Consider the following 19,309-nt stretch of genomic DNA (forward strand, 5'->3'; position numbering starts at 1 on the left):
TGGCACCCACCCGCCGGAGTTGCCGGCGCCCGGATTCAGGAGGAAGCATGGCGAACCATACTTACAGCATCTCTGAGGTCGTCGGAACGTCACCGGATGGGGTGGACGCGGCAGTCAACAACGCGGTGACCCAGGCAGCGAAGACCCTTCGGAATCTCGACTGGTTTGAGGTCAAGGAGATCCGTGGGCATCTTGTGGATGGCGCCGTCGCCGATTGGCAGGTCACCGTCAAGTTGGGCTTCCGCCTGGAGGACTGACTCGCGTGGACTGACTCGCGTGGACTGCCGCGGCCACGAAAGAAACCGTTGACGAAAGCCCGCAGCAGGGGCACGCTGTTTCCTACGTGGTTCTAACCCGCGCCCGTCTTCTCGCCGGCGTTGAGCCCGCCCCGATGCGCAGATCCCGGGGCGGCTCCGCCGGCGCTTTTTGCCTTATCCCGCAGGCGAGCCGAACACGGAACAATCCCGATCCGTCATGTCAGTTGACCGCTCCGGCGCCCCGTGCGATTCTTTATAGAACGAACGGTCGGTAATTATGCCGCCCTTCCTGCACGCTCTGACGACGACGATGACGGAGGCTGGCATGGCCGAGGCTTTTCTGGTGGGCGGGGTTCGCACCCCGGTGGGACGGTACGGCGGAGCGCTTTCGGCGGTCCGGCCCGATGACCTGGCGGCGCTCACCCTCCGCGAACTGGTCCACCGCACCGGCCTGGACCCCGAGGCAATCGATGAAGTCATCCTCGGCAACGCGAACGGCGCCGGCGAGGAAAACCGCAACGTCGCCCGCATGGCCACCCTGCTTGCGGGCCTACCGAACGCCATCCCCGGGATCACAGTGAACCGGCTCTGCGCCTCCGGCCTGTCAGCGATCATCATGGCCTCCCACATGATCAAGGCAGGAGCTGCCGACGTCGTTATTGCCGGTGGTGTCGAGTCCATGAGCCGCGCGCCGTGGGTGATGGAGAAGCCGACGACGGCATTCGCCAAGCCGGGTGCCGCTTTCGACACTTCGATCGGATGGCGCTTCACCAACCCCACCTTCGCTGCACAGGAGAAAACCACGTTCTCGATGCCGGAGACGGCCGAGGAGGTTGCCCGCGTGGACGGCATCACGAGGGAGGACGCCGACGGCTTCGCACTCCGTTCCCACCAGCGGGCCATTGCCGCAATCGAGTCAGGGCATTTCAAAGACGAAATCGTTCCCGTCAACACCACACACGGCAAGAAGAACGTCACCGTTGATACGGACGAAGGGCCCAGGCCGGACACCACGCTCGAGGTGCTCGCGGGGCTGAAGCCGGTCGTAGCGAAGGACGGCGTGGTGACCGCGGGAAATTCGAGCTCGCTGAACGACGGCGCCTCCGCCGTGATCGTCGCGTCCGAAGCCGCACTCACCCGGCTCGGCCTGACCCCGCGCGCCCGCATCGTCACGGGCGCCTCTGCCGGAGTGCCGCCGGAAATCATGGGTATCGGTCCCGTCCCGGCCACGCAGAAGGCGCTCAAGCTCGCGGGCCGCTCCATAGGCGACCTCGACGCCGTCGAACTCAACGAAGCGTTCGCCACACAATCGCTCGCCACCATCCGCAGGCTTGGTCTTGACGAGGACATCGTCAACCGCGACGGCGGCGCCATCGCCCTGGGCCACCCGTTGGGTTCCTCGGGCTCGCGTATCGCCATCACGCTCATGGGCCGGATGGAGCGTGAAGGCGGAAGCCTGGGACTTGCCACCATGTGCGTGGGCGTGGGACAGGGAACTGCCTTGCTCCTGGAGCGTGTGTAGTGCAAACCCTGACAATCGACGACGGCAATGACCGCCTCAGCGTCCAGCTCAACCGCCCCGACGTCCGCAACGCAATCGACCAGCGGATGGTCGACGAGCTTCACGAGGTGTGTGCTGACCTAGAGCGCAACCCGCGGATCCTCGTGCTCTCCGGCACGGGTGGCGTCTTCGCTTCCGGAGCAGACATCGCACAGCTAAGAGAACGACGGCGCGACGACGCCCTTGCCGGCATCAACTCGACACTGTTCTCCCGAATCGCAAAACTCCCGATGCCCGTGATCGCCGCGCTGGACGGCTACGCGCTCGGCGGCGGCGCGGAACTTGCCTTCGCCGCCGACTTCCGGATCGGGACACCGGCGTTGAAGATCGGCAACCCGGAAACGGGTCTCGGCATCCTGCCGGCGGCCGGCGCGACGTGGCGGCTGCGTGAGCTTGTCGGTGAGCCCCTCGCCAAGGAGATCCTGCTCGCAGGCCGCGTGTTGAACGCCGATGAAGCCCTCGCCGCCCGGCTGATCACGGAAATCCACCCGGCTGAGGATTTGCTCGCGGCAGCCCACCGTCTCGCTGATCGCATAGCGCGCCAGGACCCGCTGGCAACCCGCATCACCAAGAGTGTGTTCCATGCACCACCCGAGGCGCATCCCGTGATCGATCAGCTTGCACAGGGCATCCTGTTCGAGTCCGAGGCGAAGTTTGAGCGCATGCAAGCATTCCTGACAAGGAACGACCCGGACCGGAAGAAGACAAAGTGAGCTCAGTGGGGACCAACAGCGTTCCGGAAACTGTCGGCGTTCTCGGTGGCGGCCGGATGGGCGCGGGAATCGCGCACGCATTCTGTGTGGCCGGTGCCGCCGTCGTCGTCGTTGAACAGAACGACGACGCCGCGGAGGCGGCGCGCGGACGAATCACTGCCGCACTGGACCGGAGCATCGCCAAGGGGAGCACGCAGGAAAGTCTGGACGCGCTGTCGGCGCGGCTGCGGGTAAGCACTGATTACTCTGCTTTCGCTTCGTGCGGGCTGGTGGTCGAAGCCGTGCCGGAGAACCTCGCCTTGAAAACGGCCGCGCTGCGCGGCGTGGAGGAACAGCTCGACGCCGGTGCCTGGCTCGCCACGAATACGTCCTCCTTGTCGGTCGGTGAGCTGGCAGGCGTCCTGCAGCGTCCCGACCGGTTCTGTGGGCTGCACTTTTTCAATCCGGTGCCGGCCTCAACGCTCATCGAAGTTGTCCTGGCGCCTGCCACCTCGGCAGAGCTGGCTGAGAAGGCCCGCGGCTGGGCCGAAGCCCTCGGCAAGACCCCCGTAGTGGTCAAGGATGCGCCAGGCTTCGCCAGTTCGCGGCTGGGCGTCGCTATCGCGCTGGAAGCGATGCGCATGGTTGAGGAAGGCGTGGCGTCCGCTGAAGACATTGATACTGCGATGGTGCTCGGCTACAAGCATCCGGTCGGTCCGCTGAGGACAACGGACATCGTGGGCCTCGATGTGCGGCTCGGGATCGCCGAGTACCTGGAGTCGACGCTGGGGGAGCGCTTTGCTCCGCCGCAGGTCCTCAAGGACAAGGTTGCACGTGGCGAGCTCGGGCGTAAGTCCGGTCAGGGGTTCTTTACATGGGACGAGTAGCCTATGCCGCATACAAAAGGGCTAAGGTTTTTTCATGACTGAGCGGACGACGCTGGCAGACAAACCGCTGATCGGACCTGTTGAGCCGCCGCAGCTTCACATCATGACCTACAACATCCGGCGCCGGGTGGCACACGTGAACCGGTGGAGCCAGGATTTCTGGGGTCGCCGCGAACCTCTCGTCCGCCGGCTTCTGGCCGCCGAACAGCCCACCATTCTTGGCGTGCAGGAGGCGTTGCCGGACCAGATGCCGGCGATCCTGGAGGGATTGGGCGAGCATTACAGCAGCATCGGCCGCGGACGTAACGCGGACGGCGGTGGTGAACAGTGCCCCATCGTCTATGACGCACGGCGGCTGGAACTGTTGGAGTGGGATCAGGACGCGCTGTCCAACACCCCGGACACCCCGGGATCGAATGGTTGGGGCAACCTCATCCCGCGGATAGTGGTGACAGCTCGCTTCCGGGACCGTGAAACCGACAAGCAACTGACCGTCGTCAATACCCATCTTGACCACATGTCCCGAAAGTCGCGTCAGCGGTCAGCGGAGGCAATCCGGTCCCTGGTCGCGCAGACGGAAGGGGCCGTCGTCGTGACCGGAGACTTCAATACCGGAGCGGCATCACAGCCCTACGAGGCGATAACCAGCGGTGAAGTGCTGGCGGACGCCTGGGATGAGGCCAAGGAGCGGCTGACCGAGCTGTGGGGGACGTTCCCGCACTACCGTGCGCCGAAGCAGGGGCGTAAACGGATCGACTGGGTCATGGTGAACTCGGGAGTCACCGTTGTGGAGACGGGTATCAACACCACCCGCTACAACGGCGCGTGGCCATCAGACCACACGCCGGTGCAGGCAATTATTACTGTGGATTAATGCATCGCTTCTGAGAGATCTGTAGCGGTTTCGAAAGCTGGAAATGTCACGCGCCTGCCTCTGTGGCGAGTGCCCGCCGTCGGCGGTCTCCAACCGCGTTCGGTTCGACCCCGTTCGTGGACGAAAAGGACCACAGTCCGAAAACTGCGGCCTCTTCGCCTACGAATGTTCTTGATATCAGTGCGACGGCGTAACCGCGTCCTCAGCCTTCTGGGTCGAGTACAACCGTCGCAAGTAGCCGGGTTGGGTCACCGATCTTAACGCCCACCCCCAGTATGAGACGCCGGGTTCGAGCGCCAGACGTCTCCAGAGCAGACCCCCGTAGACGGCGTCCGCGACAAAAGCCGTCAGGGGTAGCAACAGACTCTCAGCGAGAGAGATATCGCCCCAGGGTGCGAGTTGGACAACATTTGCAGCAGCCAGCAGTAGGGCGCAGATAGTCGGTCCCCAAGCCACCCGTGGTATGCGTGCGGAAGCCAGGATCACGCCGAGGCTACCGCCGATAATCGCTATGCCAATGAATGTCATTTGCCCTCTCCCGTTTTCGACTACCTCTCCATCATTGCGTTACCTGCATTCCGGAGACAGCCATCGCATTGCGATTGGCCCCGGAGCAGCAGCGTAGAAGACGCACCCGCCAGCGTTCTTGGCCAGTGTGGCTTGATACAACCAGTATCCACCTGCAATGCCGCAGGCAACCCTGAGTGCGCCGGGGACAAAGCCGGCTTCGGCCGCCCTGACCTGACCGTCTTCGCGGCTCATCCCAATCGACCCTGATCGGGTCTGCTGACCCCCTCGACGAGAACGCAGCGACATCACAGCCACCCAACCCCGACCGCCCGGGAAGCCGGGGCACGTCACATGGCCTGTGCTGCGGGCGTGTCGAGTGGGTCGTCCAGGGGCGACGCAGGAGCGTCGACGCGACGTGCTGAGAGGTGGTTCCAACCGAGCGCTAGGACACCGGCTACAGGCATGGCGATAGGTCAGGAACGGCGTCGCTCCCTGCGCAGGAGGGAGCGCAGAGTCTCGGCGTTCGCGTAGCCGACCCGTCGCGCGATCTCGGCGGAGGTGAGGTCCGTGGTTGCTGAGAGGTGCCGAGCTCGTTCGATGCGAAGCCGTTGGACGAAGCCGAGCGGAGTGAGGTTGAGCGCCGCACGGACTCGTCGTTCGAGGGTGCGCCGGCTGGTGCCGAGCGACTGCGCGACGAAGGCGACGTTGAACGGTTCGTCCAGGCGGGCGCGCACGAAGCGTTCGAACTCGACGACGATCGGGTCCTCGTGCCGGAGATGTTCGTAGGCGACGAAGGCCGCCTGCGACGGGCGCTCGTCGATGATGAGGAGCTTGGCGACATGTTGGGCCAGGTCGGGGCTGATCGATCGCACGAGTGAGAGCGCGAGGTCGATGTGGGCGAAGGCGGCGCCGGCGGTGACGAGGTTCCCGTCGACCACGACCATGGTGTCGAGATCGAGGGCGACGGTCGGATAGCGCTTCAGGAACTCCGGCCCCAGGAACCAGCTGGTCGTCGCCCGCCGATGATGCATCCGTCCGGTCTCGGCGACGGCGAACACGCCGGTGCACGCCGCGGCGATCCGGGTGGTCGCGTCGTCGAGGCGCCCGAGTGAGGCGATGACCGAACGAGCATCTCGGCTCTGGAGGGCGTCGTGGGTCGCGGCGGCCGTGAGGGTTCCAAGCGCAGGGACGACGACGACGTCGAACTCTCCGGACTCCGACAGCGGGTGGTCCACCGACAGGGTCATCGATGCCGTCGTGGTCACTCGCCGTTTCGGTCCGAGGATGGCGAGTTCGATCGGGTCGATCCGCGGGTCGACATCGCCGCGGGCTCCGTCGGCCACCCGCACGATGTCGATGACCGACGCGACCGCCGAACCGAAGCAGCCGTCGATCGCGATCAGTCCGATACGCATGACGTAAACAATAGCAATACTGCCGTATACGCCACTCCCCACCGGCCCTCGCTCGTCATACGCTGAACTCGTCCCACGAAGAACCCCGACTTCAAGGAGAGTCCCTCATGTCCACACCCGCATCACTTCCGTATGCCTTCGTCGCCAAGATCGTCGCGGCCGATGGACAGCACGACGCGCTCGCCGATCTGCTCGCCGGCGCTGTCGCACTCGCCAACGAAGAAGTAGGAACGATTGTCTGGTTCGCGGTCAGGACCCACGCCGACACCTTCTGGATCTTCGATGCATTCCCCGACGAGGCCGCTCGCGACGCCCACGCCAACGGCGCCATCGTCGCAGCCCTGATGGCCAACCAGCACCTCCTCGGCGCAGCACCCGAGATCCTGGCGGCCGACGTCCTCGCGTCCAAGCTCCCGTAGTCCGCCAACGCACGAGACGATCGCGCCCCGCCGAGCCGTCGCCAGGTCGCGACGCAACGCCATGCTGCGTTGCCGAGCGGTGCGAGGCCTATCGGCACACGGACAGGATGCCGGCCGCGAGCGCTCAGCCGGCGAGGGGTCCGTCGCAGAGGAGAGCGACGTCGGTGTCGGGCAGAGCCGTGAGGCCAGCGCATCGCGCGACCACCAGAACCGAACAGCCCCTGCCCTGCGTTTGCGCAGGTCAGGGGCTGTTCGCCGGAGCCGCCTGTCGGAATCGAACCGACGACCTAATCACGTCGGCTTTGCGGGCTCTTCCCAGATGGGGTGTAGGTCGGCCGGGCGCGTCGGTCCGCAGATAGACGTCGAGGTCTCCCGACGACGGAGGTTCCTACGCCATCCATCCGAAAGACCTCGACGTGTCCGACGCTACCCCGCCGGCCGGCTTCGGCCGCCCTGACCTGACCGTCTTCGCTCGACTCGACGGCCTCGGTCTGAGCGTGACCGGACAACGACTTGAACCGGATCGTGCGGTCCTCGCGTGCCGCGTGGTGGAACCAGATCAGTGGTGCCGATGGTGCGGCAGCGAAGGCGCTGCTCGTGACACCGTGATCCGGCGGTTGGCCCACGAGCCGCTGGGCTGACGACCGACCGTGCTGGAAGTTGTAGTGCGCCGCTACCGCTGTGCCGACTGCGGACACGTGTGGCGCCAAGACACCAGCGCCGCGGCGGAGCCACGCGCGAAGCTCTCGCGCACCGGGTTGCGGTGGGCGCTGGAAGGGATCGTGGTCGCACACCTCACCGTCGCCCGTGTCGCCGAGGGACTCGGGGTCGCGTGGGACACCGCCAACAACGCGGTCCTGGCTGAAGGCAAGCGGCTGCTGATCAACGACCCCACGCGGTTTGAGGGCGTGAAGGTCATTGGCGTCGATGAGCACGTCTGGCGCCACACCAGGCGTGGCGACAAGTATGTCACCGTGATCATCGACCTCACCCCGGTCCGCGATGGCGCAGGCCCAGCAAGGCTGCTGGACATGGTCGAGGGCCGGTCGAAGGCGGCGTTCAAGACCTGGCTCGCCGACCGCGACGACGCCTTCCGTGACGCGGTCGAGGTGGTCGCGATGGACGGCTTCACCGGGTTCAAGACCGCCGCTGCAGAGGAGATCCCGGACGCGGTCACGGTGATGGATCCCTTCCACGTCGTGCGCCTGGCCGGTGACGCCCTCGACAGGTGCCGGCGCCGGGTCCAACTCGCGATCCACGGGCACCGTGAGTTCAGGGACGACCCGCTCTACAAGTCGCGGCGCACGCTGCACACCGGCGCGGACCTGCTCACCGACAAGCAGAGCGACAGGCTACGCGCGCTGTTCGTTGATGACGCTCACGTCGAGGTCGAGGCGGCCTGGGGTGTCTACCAGCGCATGATCGCCGCCTATCGCCACGAGGACCGGCAACGTGGCCGCGAGCTCATGGAGAAGCTGATCACCGACCTCAGCGCCGGCGTCCCCAAGGTGCTCACCGAGCTCACCACCCTGGGCCGGACCCTGAAGAAGCGAGCCGCTGACGTGCTCGCCTACTTCGAACGACCCGGCACCAGCAACGGGCCGACCGAGGCGCTCAACGGACGGCTCGAACACCTGCGCGGCTCCGCACTCGGGTTCCGCAACCTGACCAACTACATCGCCCGACGCCTGCTCGAGACCGGCGGCTTCAAACCCCAACTCCTACACCCCGATTGGGATGAGCCTTCGCCAGCAGCGACGTCGACGTTGCTTGGCATCCCAATCTGAAGGGACGATCCGCCGGTTACGGGTACTTCTATCGGCGCCGCTGGGTTTGACGCGCTCAGGCTGAGAGCGCCGGGCATAGTGTCACCAGTATCAACGACTTGCCTTTGATCGGGTGCGACCTTTTCAATTAAGTTGGCGATCTTATCCTCCGGCGAGGGTGCAGCTGAGGCGCTCACGGTTCCGAACGTGGCGACCGCCAGGCTCAGTCCAAGTACCCCTAATGTTTGTGCAGTTTTTTCATACTCTGAGACAACTTTCCTTCTTATTTCCCCAACTAAGGCGGATGTCACCTTGACAAGGTCCAAGCTCTCACGGATGTTGTCGCGATCGAGCAATATGCCTAATTTATTCTCAATTTCAGAACACGTGGTTCCAATATGAGCAGAGTGCTGGTATTGAGCGATGTACGGGATTGGCTCTGGGTTATGTCTGCTAATCCCGGACCAGGTGGAATGCGATTACGGCGGTGAGCAGTCCGCCGCCGTAGAACATGGTCGCCTATTCGTCGTAGTGGGCGGCGATCCCACGGCAATGTTTGGGACGGTTGAAGCCGCGTGCGACGGCGTTGCGTCTTCCCAGACCGCGGTCCAAGGCTGGTGGACTCCCACTAGATTGTTGTTGTCCACCCGGCTCTGAAGCATCTCATCGTGCGATCAGCAGACCACTGGGTAGAGGCTGGTGAGCGGTTCTGCCCGCTGAGACGTGGAGCGACCCTCAGCTTCGGCGCCTCCCGGCTTGCATACGAAGTCGCACTTCGAATGAATCATTTATCCATCAGCTTCGAACACCACAATCCGGATATTCAGGCAGGCGTTCTAGTCGATCGCCTTGCGCACCTCCGGAAGGTAGCCGGACTTGTAACCCTTCGCGGTCGGGTGAAGATCGTCGATCGCAGTGAAACCGGTGAACGTGATCCACGGCTGTGGTGAACCGATGCCGTGCTTGTCGAACCTCTTGGTTACGTCGACGAATTCAAACCCTGCCTCTTCTGCGCGATCTTCGATAATCTCGTTCAGCGCGTCAGTGCCGTCGTTGAACAGCTCCTGCGCCTCGAGGGAAAGGAGTGGCGTGTTCCCGAATTCCGGCGAGAAGAGATGCGGATAACCGGTGACAATGACCTGCGCCTTGGGCGCGGCAGCGTCAATCTGGGCGTAAAGGGAGTCGAGGTTATCGGCGAGGGTCGTCTCTGCCCCGACGACCCGGACTTCGATGGCGTTGGCACACACCGCCACGTCCTGGGTGGCGCACACCCGGACTATGCCGCCGAAATCCAGGTCATTGCCGCCTGCGGAAACCGTCACCAGGTCCGTCTGTGGTCCGACTTTGCCAAACGCGACGAGACCTGCGATCTGCACCGGAAGATCTGGTACATCTACATCGTCGGGATCATTGGGGTCCAGTGGAACGTTCGCTGCTTGCGCACCGGAACAGGTCGCATTAGCGGTCAACTCGATCTGCTTACGCTCATCGAGCAGGGCGGGCAGCCCTAATGGGGATTGTCCGCATGCGTTGACATAGGAGCCGGTACCAAATCCTGCGGCATAGGAATCGCCGACGGCGACGTAGTTCAGAGGTGACGGGGGCGCTGCCACAGAGGCTGATGCAGGGGCCACCAGGGCAGCAGTCATGACCGCGCTGGCCGCAATTCGGAGAAGTTTCATCGCATCAACATACTCCTGAACCGGGGTGCCGGATAGAGCGAATCGGCGCGCCGTGCCGCTTGTTACCCTGAGCCATGGCTTCGATTGATCTGGACCACCTGCACCGAAACGGCAAGCACCGGAGCGTTCCGTGGGACGGTGCCGTGAATGCACGGGACCTCGGTGGCGTCAGCCCTGACATCAAGGCCGGTCGGCTGTACCGGATGGGCCGCCACGAATGGCTCACCGACGCCGGTTGGCAGCAAGCGTACGACGACGGCATCCGCACTGTTGTTGACCTTCGAAACCCTGATGAACGTGGGCGACGGGAAACGGATCCGGTTCTGAACACCGCCGTCCTGGACCGGTTTCAGGTAGTGAACTGTCCTACCGAGGACCAATCCGATCAGGAGTTCATGCAGCTGGTGGGGCCCTATCTGAACTCACCCGAGTACTACCGGGAAAACCTGCGCCGGTGGCCGGAGAAGATCGCCGCAGTGGTGCGGGCAGTGGCGGAGTCCGAGGGCGCCGTCGTCGTGCACTGTGCTGCGGGGCGGGACCGCACCGGCATGGTGACCGCGGTGCTGCTCGCGCTCGCGGGCGTCGACCACGAGGACATTGCCGACGACTATGCGCTCGCCGTGCACGGCATAAACGAACACCATCTCGCGCAGGAGAAGCCGCACGAGACTCCGAAGTCGCCGGAGGAGCTGCACGAGTGGGTCATGCACACCCGGGCTCATCTACTGGAGCTGCTGGACGGTCTCGACGCCGAGGCGTATCTCCGTGACGCCGGGTTGTCGCAGGGGGAGCTTGACGCGGTCCGCGCGAAGTTGACGTTTTAGCGCTATTCCTTCTCAAGCAGCAGGTTGGTGATGCGCAGGGTGCAGAGGCGGCCGCCGTCGTCGTTGGTCAGCAGCACTTCGTGCGTGGTGAGGGTGCGCCCGAGATGGATGGGAGTGGCGGTAATGGTGATGGTGCCGTTGCGCGCGGACTTGTGATGGGTCGCGGAGACGTCCACGCCCACGGCGGTCTTGCCCAGGGTACTCGCGTGGATGACGGCGGCCCAGGAGCCGACGGCTTCACCCACCGCTAGCGACGCTCCGCCGTGCAGGAGGCCGAAGGACTGCCGGTTACCTTCTACGGGCATGGTCGCAACGACCCGCTCGACGGACTGTTCGAGGATCTTCACGCCCATCTTCTCGTCAAGTTCGCCGAGGGTAATCTGCCAGGGTTCGCCGCTCACTGAAGGCTCCTTGTGGGATGTGTAGGGATGGTGCGTTCATGTACTCTGGACATATTACCGAACGGACGTTCAGTAATGTTTGTCATGTTTCTTGAGCTCCCCAAACGCGAAAGGTCAACGATGACTACGACCGCCCTCAGCGTGGACATTGTCCCCAGCTTCATCCGCGACGCCTGGTGGACCCCGGACCAGCACACGCTGTCCGAAGACAACGCCACTGAAGTACGGGACGCCAGCACCGGCGAACTGCTTGCCATGGTGAGCACCAGCGGGCTGGACGTTGCCGACGTCGTCGATTACGCCCGGACCACCGGCCAGAGTGAACTCGGGAAGTTTACGTTCCACCAACGCGCACTGAAGCTCAAGGCGCTCGCGCAGTTTCTGAACGGGCAGCGTGAGCACCTCTACGAGCTCTCTGCGCGGACCGGGGCCACGAAGGTGGACTCCATGGTGGACATCGACGGCGGCATCGGCGTCCTGTTTACGTTTGGTTCCAAGGGTCGGCGGGAACTGCCCAACTCGCAGGTTGTCATCGACGGGCCGGTCGAGGTTCTCTCGAAGGACGGGTCTTTTCTCGGCGAGCACATCTACACCCGCATCCCCGGGGTCGCGGTGCAGATCAACGCGTTCAACTTCCCGGTGTGGGGCATGTTGGAGAAGCTTGCTCCGGCGTTCCTGGCCGGCGTGCCGACCATAGTGAAGCCGGCAACGCCCACCGGGTATCTGACGGCCGCCGTCGTGAAGCTCATCATCGAGTCGAACATTCTGCCCGCCGGGTCGCTGCAGCTCATTTCCGGCCCTGCCCGCGACGTTCTGGATTACCTCGATTACCGCGATCTGGTGCTGTTCACCGGATCCGCATCGACGGCTAACAAGCTGAAGTCCCATGACAACGTGACCACTGGCGGTGTGCGCTTTTCCTCAGAGACCGACTCCCTTAACGCCGCGATCCTCGGCGAGGACGCCGTCCCCGGCACTCCGGAGTTCGATGCGTTCATCAAGTCCCTCGTCACCGAGATCACGGTGAAGGCGGGCCAGAAGTGCACGAGTATCCGCCGCACGCTGGTTCCGAAGGCGCGGGTGTTCGACGTCGTTGCTGCCGCCCGCGACCGCATTGAGCAGCGCATCACGCTCGGTGACCCGCGTGCCGAGGGCGTCACCATGGGTGCGCTCGCGTCGGTCGCGCAGATGCGCGACGTCCGCGCCGCCGTCGAGACCATGCTGGCAGCGGGCGGCGAACTCGCCTACGGAACGCTCGATTCCCCGCGGGTCACGCACGCGGACGGCACCGTGGACGTTGCCGAGGGCGGCGCTTTCATGGCGCCGATGCTGCTGACCTGGGAGAACTCCGACGCGGTTGAACTTCACACGGTGGAGGCCTTCGGCCCGGTTGCCTCGGTGGTGGGATATGACGACACGGCCCATGCCGTGCGGCTCGCTGCCATGGGCGAGGGGTCGCTGGTTGCGACAGTCTGCACCAACGATCCTGCCATTGCACGCGAACTGGTGATGGGCATTGCGGCTCACCACGGCCGCGTTCTGCTGCTGAACCGGGAGGATGCGCGTTCCTCCACCGGACACGGTTCGCCTGTGCCGCACCTGGTGCATGGCGGGCCGGGGCGTGCCGGCGGCGGCGAGGAGCTCGGCGGCATCCGCTCGGTGCTGCACCACATGCAGCGCACAGCCCTGCAGGGATCGCCGAACATGCTGACCGCGATTACCGGCGTCTGGCACACCGGCGCGGACCGGAACTTCGATGAAGAGCACCCGTTCCGGAAGAACCTTGCGACGCTGCGGATCGGGGATGCGGTGCGCTCGGACCTGCGTCAGGTGACGCTTGAGGACATCACCGCGTTTGCCAATGAGACCGGCGACAAGTTCTACGCGCATACCAATGAGGAAGCTGCGGCCGCGAACCCGTTTTTCCCGGGCATAGTTGCGCACGGCTATCTGCTGCTGTCCTGGGGAGCCGGGCTGTTCGTGGAACCTGCTCCGGGGCCCGTCCTCGCGAACTACGGCCTCGAGAACCTGCGGTTCATCACTCCCGTTGCTGCCGGTGACTCGATCCGCGTGACCCTTACGGCCAAGCGCATCACGCCGCGCGAGGACGAGGAGTACGGCGAGGTGTCCTGGGATGCGGTGCTCACCAACCAGAATGACGAGATCGTGGCGACCTACGACGTCCTGACCCTCGTGGAAAAGTAGCCCCGCCGGCCCGGACCGCCTATCCCACTGGGTGCCCCAACTGAGTGGGACACGGCGGTCCAGTCCCACCCGGATGGACGTTTCACTGGGATTTTCGGGAAGCGAGGCCTTGCCGGACTAACCGAATGAACGAGTCGGGCTCCCGTAGGATCAATTTCGCGCTGACACGCAGGATCGGGATGCCCTTCACCGTGAGCAGGTTCCACCGCCGGCGGTCCTCTTCGAACTCCTTGTGACCGCTGTGGTGCTCCCGACCGTCTGCCTCTATTCCCAGAATCCCTTCAACAAAAAGATCAAGCCGCCCGACACCTGGGATGTAGACCTGCGAGCTGACGTGAAGACCCTCCTCCCCGAGGCGGTAGCGTGCGACTGTCTCAAGAATGGACTCGGCATGAGGATCAACCAGTCCGATGATCCGGCGCAAGGGAGCATCGCGGGCGCCGGTTGCAGAAGCGCGAAGCTGTTCGAGGGAGACCCTCTTCTGGACCACGGCGGACTCAACAATGCAGAGCGCATCCAGTTCCGGCAGGCACCTCATGCTCTGCACGCAGATATCCGCAAGTGACAGCGGCTTGACCTGGCGATGGACCCGGAAGACTCCTTCAAGCGGCCGGCCGTGGTCAACGGTCACATGGACAAATGTCGGTTCCCGGAACACCCATAACCCTAGGTGTTTCGCAGCGGTGATACAGGCAAGCTCGGCTCCCGCGCAGGCAGCGCTGACCAGTGCACTGGCAGACCCCGGAAGTGCGTAGACGCCTCGGGCCGGCCGCAGAATACGCTGTGTGGATAGAGCTTCGTCAATGCGCTGACGGGGGACACCCTGGGCGAGCAGAGTACCTCGGCGCGCAACTCCTCCTTGTATCTGCAGGGCTGCGACAATGTCCATGCTTCCAGACTGCCCGGGACGCATGGGGTGCGGATGAACTCGGACGGCTATGTGGATAACCCCTGCTCCCAGCGACCGGGTGAGACTGCTGGGATTGGGCTGCTTATTCCCAGCGGACGACGCATGTGGGTGGGATTCGCGGCAGGCGCGCCGGAATATCCCGACGAGGAGGGCGTGGTGTGGCCGGCCTCAGGCGTGGTGGTGCAGGCCCTCAAACACCATGGCGATGACGTCGTCGGCGAGCTTCTGGGGCGTCAGCGGACCCCCGGGCTTGTACCACTCGACCACTGAGTTGATCGTGCCGAACAGCAGCCTCGTTGTGGTCCGCGGATCGATGTCCTTACGGATGGAGCCCTCGGACCGCGCAGCCTCAACCAGGGACGCCACGTGGTGATCAAACGCACGACGGCGTTCGAGGGCCTCGCGCTCAACCTCCGTATTGCCGCGCAGCCGCAGCAGGAGAGTCACAAAGGGAAGGCGCTCGGTCAACACGGCGATAGTGCCGCGCAGCACGTACTCGAGCCGCTGGTCCGCCTTGCCGGACGTTGCATGCGCGTGCGTCAGTACGGCTTCGAGGCCTCCTAGTGCATGGTCCAGTGCGAGGCGCAGCAGATCGCCTTTCGAAGGCACGTGATGATAGATCGCGGACTTGCTGATGCCCAGGTTCTCAGCGAGAACGCCCATCGACGTGGCCTCATAGCCATGCCGGTTGAAGACATCGACGGCGATGTTAAGAACGGTCTGCTGGTCGTATCCGGGACGTCCGCGGCGGGTAGCGGCCTGTGAAGTAGGCATAGCTGTTATTTTCGCATGAACGTTCGGTCAGCATAAACGCCGGCTATCCCGGAATCAGAGCTTCGGCCGCAGGTCATAGATGCGCTTTAGCTTCCCGCTTGAGCGTGCCAGGGAACCGCTCTCGACGACGGATACCGCGCAGCTTGACCCGATGTGGATCTTGATCTGTTTGCTCAGCTCGGACGCTGCAGCAGCAGCGTCGTCGGCGCTCACGCCTTCGCGCGGCTCGATGCGGACAGTCAACTGGTCCATCCGCTGCCCCTCAGGGCGCGTGAGCTCCAGCTGGAAATGCGGGCTGAGCGCAGGAATGCGAAGGGCAATCTCCTCAATCTGCGTAGGAAAGAGATTTACGCCCCGCAGGATGATCATGTCGTCGCTGCGTCCGGTGATTCGGTCCATCCGCCGCATACCGGGCCGGGCGGTGCCCGGAAGCAGTCGAGTCAGGTCATGCGTGCGGTACCGGATTATGGGCAGCGCTTCCTTGGTGAGCGAGGTGAAGACAAGCTCACCCGACTGGCCGTCGTCGAGGACTGCGTCGGTGAAAGGGTCGATGATTTCGGGCCGGAAGTGGTCCTCCCAGATGTGTGAGCCGTCCTTCGTCTCGACGCATTCACCCGCGACGCCAGGCCCCATCACCTCGGAGAGCCCGTAGATGTCGCACGCGTCGAATCCCATGCGCTGCTCAAGTTCCGTGCGCATCCGGTCAGTCCAGGGCTCCGCCCCCAGCACTGCGGTCTTGAGGGAGGTACCCTTCGGATCAACGCCGGCTGCGACCATCGCGTCAAGGATGGTGAGCAGGTAGGTGGGAGTGCTGAGGATGGCGTCCGGCTCGAAGTCCTGGATGAGCTGCACCTGGCGTTCGGTTTGCCCGCCGGAGATCGGGATAACGGTGCAGCCGAGCTTCTCTGCTCCGAAGTGCGCCCCCAACCCACCCGTGAAGAGCCCGTAGCCGTAGGCGTTGTGGACCTTGTCGCCCTTCTTGACGCCGCTGGCCCGCAGGCACCGCGCAACCAGCGACGCCCACCGGTCGAGATCCCCGGAGGTGTAACCGACGACCGTGGGACGTCCGGTGGTGCCCGAGGAGGCGTGAATGCGGGCCACACGCTCCTGCGGAACTGCGAACATCCCGAAGGGGTACGTCTGCCGGAGGTCCTCCTTGGTGGTGTAAGGGAACTTGGCCAGGTCGGAAAGCTCGCGAAGGTCCTCAGGGTGGACTCCGGCGTCGTCGAACTTGCGGCGGTATAGGTCCACATTCTCGTACGCGTACTTCACCGTCCACTGCAGCCGCTCGAGCTGGAGTTCCTCAATGCGCCCCCGGTCATAGCTCTCCTCGGGATCCAAGGTGCCTGCATCCGCTGCTGTCGCCTTGATGGCCGTGGTGCTCATGGTGTCCTCTTCTCGGGCTGGTTCGTGGCTGAAGCATCGCGGCCGGTTTTGTTGGGAACGGTTCGCGACCGGCCGCGGAACTCGGCAATCAGACGAGTGTCGCCGTCGTCGTTCGCGGCAGTGATCGCAATGTCGTAGAGGCCGCTCCGGCCGGCAGAGGCTTTTCGGTCAGCGACCGCGGTCAGCACATCGCCCGGAAAGGCGGGGGCAAGGAAATTGATGTCGACGCCGGATGCGACCGTGATCGTTTCCGTCTCACCTGGCGGATTGCAGGCGAGCGCGAAGGCCGAATCCGCGAAGGCAAAAACCATTCCGCCGTGAGCAATCCCGAAGCCGTTGAGCATTTCCTCGCGCAGTCGCATGGTGATGGTCGCATGCCCGTCAGCGAGACGGAGAACTTCGATTCCCATCCAGCGGGAGGCGTGGTCCTGTTCGAGGATAGGGTGCGCAGGGCGGACGTCAGTGTCCTTCATACAGGCCTCTCAGAATTATTTACCGATCGTTCATTAGGTAATACCGGAACCGCCTCGACTGTCAAGCAGATGAAGGCATTGTGGCGCGCGAGGTACCGGCAGGGAGTCGCTGCAAACCCGCCGGGTGGGGTCAGTCTCCCGGCGGCGCGGGCGGGTCCGGTCACCCTGGTGGTTCAGGGCTTGCTGGTGGTGCGGGGCTTGCCGGCGGTGCCGGAGTGGTTGGTGGTCCGACGGCGGGTGCGGAGGGGAGCGGAGGTTCAGGCACGGCCGGCCCTGAAGGTTCGGGAGAGGGCGGAGCGGGCGCCGGCGTCGTTGGAGGTGGAGGTTCGACCGGGGCGGGTCCGGTGGGTGGTGGCGCAAGCTCAGGAGGTGGAGCCTGTCCCCGCCCTGGGTCTGGAGCAGGATCAGTCACGGGCGAGGGAGTAGATGCGGGATCCGGCACCGGCTCACGCGACGTATCCGGTTCCGGATCGGGAATCGGAGCGGGAACGGGGACCGGCACAGGTACGGGCGGCGGTACCAGACCCGGCGTCGGTTGCGTCGGTTGGAGTTCTGTTTGCTCCGGTGTTGGCGTCGAGGGGTCCCTTGGCGGAGTCGGAGCGGAACGGTCGTTCAACCTGCGTTCGAAGTACGCTCGGAGATTGGCAATCGCTTCTTCAATCTCCTGCTGTTGTGCAGGCTCGACTGCGCCGATGAAACCCAACGTTGCCAACCGGGTACCGAGAGCATCCAGCGCATCCAGTGCCGCTGCGAAATCTCCGTCGACGGACAATGCCGTGACCTCCAGAACGTCGGCCTGTAACTGTCGCGAGGCGGCAGCACCGTAATCCGGAGCGAGACTGCAGCCGCTCAAAAGCGTCAGGCTCAGCGCTGCCGCTGCAGCGCCCAGGCGGGTTCTTCTGGTCCTCACGGGGTCACGCTTTCCTGTAGATCTTCCAGCAGTTCACCGAGTTCTCCTGTGGCCGGAGGGTAGTCGACCGTCTCGGAACCAGCTCCTGGCATGAGGGCGGGCACCAGGATGACCGCCGCAATCAAGAGCGCCAGCACCGCTGCGAGTGCAATCAACGCCCAACGGAGCACCGCAGGCTTTCTCCGTCCCTGCGAAGCTGCGGGGGCAGCTGTCGCGGCATGGCCGTGCCACTCATCGTCGTCCTCCGGGCCGCCGTCGTCGTCAGGTGCATGCAGCGCGGGCCCGGGCCGCTCCTGCACCGGCTGCTGCGCCGTGGTCGGCTGCGGGTCCTGCCGGATGCGTTCCTGCTGCTCTGTGGGAGGTTCCGATGCTTCCGGCGAGTCCTTGCGGAGTCCGCCCATTCCGCCCGCTGTCACAGACGGAGAACCCAGTGCGCGGGAAACGTCCTCCGCCGATGGCCGGGCCGCCGGATCCCGGTGCGTCATAGCGCGGAGGAGCCGGGCCCAGCCGCTATCCAGTTGCGCCGGGATCACCGGGTCACGGTGAAGGCGTGCGGCGGCGGACGCTGCTGCCGGACCAGGGAAAGGCGTTTCACCTGTGAGGCACTCGAGCAGCACCAGGCCGAGAGAGTAGATGTCGCTGGCAGCGGTGGCCCCGAGACCTTCCGCCTGTTCCGGACTGAAGTAGGCGGCGGTACCGACGGATTGCCCCGTCGCAGTCAGATGAGCTTCTTCCACGAGGCGGGCGATGCCGAAATCCGTGAGCTTGGGATGCTCGGTCCGGTGTGGATTGCCGCTGGTACCGAGGAGAATGTTGGCCGGTTTCACATCGCGGTGGATTACCCGCTGACTATGGATATAGGCCAGAGCCTCGGCCACGCCCCTCCCCATGGCCTGCGTCTCTTCCGCAGTGAGGGGAGCATGGAAGTTGGCCCGGTGAAGATCCTCACCCTTGATCAACTCCATCACGAGGAAGGTCCGGCGGTGCAGGTCAACCGTGTCAGTGCCGATGTCGAAAACGGTCACCAGATTGCGGTGGTTCAGCCCCGCCAGAATCTGGGCTTCCGCCCGTTGGCGAGCTTCATCCTCGGGGCTGATCGAACCGGTGTGGAACACCTTGATGGCCACATCCCGGTCAAGCACTTCATCCCGCGCCTGATGCACCGAGGCCATGCCTCCCTGACCGAGGAGGGCATCCAGCCGATACCGCCCGCCAAGGACCTGGGGTAAGCCGAGGTCGGGTTGGGAGCCTGGTTCTCCCACCGTCGTTGCAGCATGTGCCGATCCGGCACTCTTGCTGTCCATCTTTCAACTATACCGACGCCGGGCTGTCCCCGCCCGGCGCCGGGAACCCGGGGCCGGGC

Annotated in this window: 18 protein-coding genes and 1 pseudogene; 10 read left to right on the forward strand and 9 right to left on the reverse strand. The window is 64.4% G+C overall.

Annotation, left to right across the window (positions count from 1 at the left end):
- The first annotated feature begins 47 nt into the window (after positions 1-47).
- From ASH00_RS00560 to ASH00_RS00580, 5 genes are all read left to right on the forward strand, one after another.
- Positions 48-257, forward strand: a complete 210-nt coding sequence (locus ASH00_RS00560) for a dodecin (RefSeq protein WP_056543571.1) — start codon at positions 48-50, stop codon at positions 255-257.
- 325 nt (positions 258-582) lie between these two features.
- Positions 583-1,779: a thiolase family protein gene (locus tag ASH00_RS00565; protein WP_056543574.1), complete on the forward strand. Its 1,197-nt coding sequence runs from the start codon at positions 583-585 to the stop codon at positions 1,777-1,779.
- Positions 1,779-2,531 (forward strand): enoyl-CoA hydratase/isomerase family protein, encoded by a 753-nt coding sequence (locus ASH00_RS00570; protein ID WP_056543577.1) that lies wholly within the window; start codon positions 1,779-1,781, stop codon positions 2,529-2,531. Before ASH00_RS00565 ends, ASH00_RS00570 begins: the two co-directional genes overlap by 1 nt.
- Positions 2,532-2,587: 56 nt before the next feature.
- Positions 2,588-3,397 (forward strand): 3-hydroxyacyl-CoA dehydrogenase family protein, encoded by an 810-nt coding sequence (locus ASH00_RS00575; RefSeq protein WP_235563185.1) that lies wholly within the window; start codon positions 2,588-2,590, stop codon positions 3,395-3,397.
- A 34-nt stretch (positions 3,398-3,431) separates the two neighbouring features.
- Complete coding sequence (locus tag ASH00_RS00580) at positions 3,432-4,271, forward strand: endonuclease/exonuclease/phosphatase family protein (RefSeq protein WP_056543582.1); 840 nt, start codon at positions 3,432-3,434, stop codon at positions 4,269-4,271.
- 177 nt (positions 4,272-4,448) lie between these two features.
- On the opposite strand, the gene ASH00_RS00585 is transcribed toward ASH00_RS00580, so the two are convergent.
- A complete protein-coding gene (locus tag ASH00_RS00585; protein ID WP_056543585.1) occupies positions 4,449-4,799 on the reverse strand; it encodes a hypothetical protein in 351 nt (116 codons plus the stop codon).
- A gap of 455 nt (positions 4,800-5,254) precedes the next feature.
- Positions 5,255-6,196 (reverse strand): GlxA family transcriptional regulator, encoded by a 942-nt coding sequence (locus tag ASH00_RS00590; RefSeq protein ID WP_056543588.1) that lies wholly within the window; start codon positions 6,194-6,196, stop codon positions 5,255-5,257.
- 107 nt (positions 6,197-6,303) lie between these two features.
- Here ASH00_RS00590 and ASH00_RS00595 point away from each other — a divergent pair, with 107 nt between their 5' ends.
- Positions 6,304-6,615, forward strand: coding sequence for a putative quinol monooxygenase (locus ASH00_RS00595; protein ID WP_003941073.1), 312 nt, complete (start codon positions 6,304-6,306; stop codon positions 6,613-6,615).
- Positions 6,616-7,031: 416 nt separating this feature from the next.
- Positions 7,032-8,402 (forward strand): annotated as a pseudogene (locus ASH00_RS00600) (ISL3-like element ISPfr2 family transposase).
- Between the two features lie 815 nt (positions 8,403-9,217).
- Here the strand turns inward: ASH00_RS00600 and ASH00_RS00610 are convergent.
- Positions 9,218-10,063, reverse strand: coding sequence for an SGNH/GDSL hydrolase family protein (locus tag ASH00_RS00610; protein ID WP_056543594.1), 846 nt, complete (start codon positions 10,061-10,063; stop codon positions 9,218-9,220).
- A 74-nt stretch (positions 10,064-10,137) separates the two neighbouring features.
- Here ASH00_RS00610 and ASH00_RS00615 point away from each other — a divergent pair, with 74 nt between their 5' ends.
- On the forward strand, positions 10,138-10,887 hold the full coding sequence (locus ASH00_RS00615; RefSeq protein ID WP_056543596.1) for a tyrosine-protein phosphatase: 750 nt from the start codon (positions 10,138-10,140) through the stop codon (positions 10,885-10,887).
- A 2-nt stretch (positions 10,888-10,889) separates the two neighbouring features.
- Here the strand turns inward: ASH00_RS00615 and ASH00_RS00620 are convergent, their stop codons facing one another.
- Positions 10,890-11,240, reverse strand: a complete 351-nt coding sequence (locus ASH00_RS00620) for a PaaI family thioesterase (RefSeq protein ID WP_235563186.1) — start codon at positions 11,238-11,240, stop codon at positions 10,890-10,892.
- Between the two features lie 168 nt (positions 11,241-11,408).
- Here ASH00_RS00620 and paaZ point away from each other — a divergent pair, with 168 nt between their 5' ends.
- A complete protein-coding gene (gene paaZ / locus ASH00_RS00625) occupies positions 11,409-13,493 on the forward strand; it encodes a phenylacetic acid degradation bifunctional protein PaaZ (RefSeq protein WP_056546423.1) in 2,085 nt (694 codons plus the stop codon).
- 82 nt (positions 13,494-13,575) lie between these two features.
- Here the strand turns inward: paaZ and ASH00_RS00630 are convergent, their stop codons facing one another.
- The 4 genes from ASH00_RS00630 to paaI form a co-directional block, all read right to left on the reverse strand.
- Positions 13,576-14,382: a type IV toxin-antitoxin system AbiEi family antitoxin domain-containing protein gene (locus ASH00_RS00630; protein ID WP_056543602.1), complete on the reverse strand. Its 807-nt coding sequence runs from the start codon at positions 14,380-14,382 to the stop codon at positions 13,576-13,578.
- A gap of 189 nt (positions 14,383-14,571) precedes the next feature.
- Complete coding sequence (locus tag ASH00_RS00635; protein WP_056543605.1) at positions 14,572-15,177, reverse strand: TetR/AcrR family transcriptional regulator; 606 nt, start codon at positions 15,175-15,177, stop codon at positions 14,572-14,574.
- Between the two features lie 54 nt (positions 15,178-15,231).
- Entirely contained in the window at positions 15,232-16,563 is a 1,332-nt protein-coding gene (gene paaK / locus ASH00_RS00640) for a phenylacetate--CoA ligase PaaK (protein WP_056543609.1), read from the reverse strand.
- On the reverse strand, positions 16,560-17,036 hold the full coding sequence (gene paaI / locus ASH00_RS00645) for a hydroxyphenylacetyl-CoA thioesterase PaaI (RefSeq protein ID WP_056543617.1): 477 nt from the start codon (positions 17,034-17,036) through the stop codon (positions 16,560-16,562). Before paaI ends, paaK begins: the two co-directional genes overlap by 4 nt.
- Before the next feature lie 69 nt (positions 17,037-17,105).
- Between paaI and ASH00_RS00650 the strand changes: the two genes are divergently transcribed.
- A complete protein-coding gene (locus ASH00_RS00650; RefSeq protein ID WP_056543620.1) occupies positions 17,106-17,462 on the forward strand; it encodes a hypothetical protein in 357 nt (118 codons plus the stop codon).
- Between the two features lie 480 nt (positions 17,463-17,942).
- On the opposite strand, the gene ASH00_RS00655 is transcribed toward ASH00_RS00650, so the two are convergent.
- Positions 17,943-19,250 (reverse strand): serine/threonine-protein kinase, encoded by a 1,308-nt coding sequence (locus ASH00_RS00655; protein ID WP_056543622.1) that lies wholly within the window; start codon positions 19,248-19,250, stop codon positions 17,943-17,945.
- Positions 19,251-19,309: the final 59 nt, after the last annotated feature.

Origin of the sequence: Arthrobacter sp. Soil782, from assembly GCF_001428435.1 — a bacterium.
GTDB lineage: Bacteria > Actinomycetota > Actinomycetes > Actinomycetales > Micrococcaceae > Arthrobacter_D > Arthrobacter_D parietis.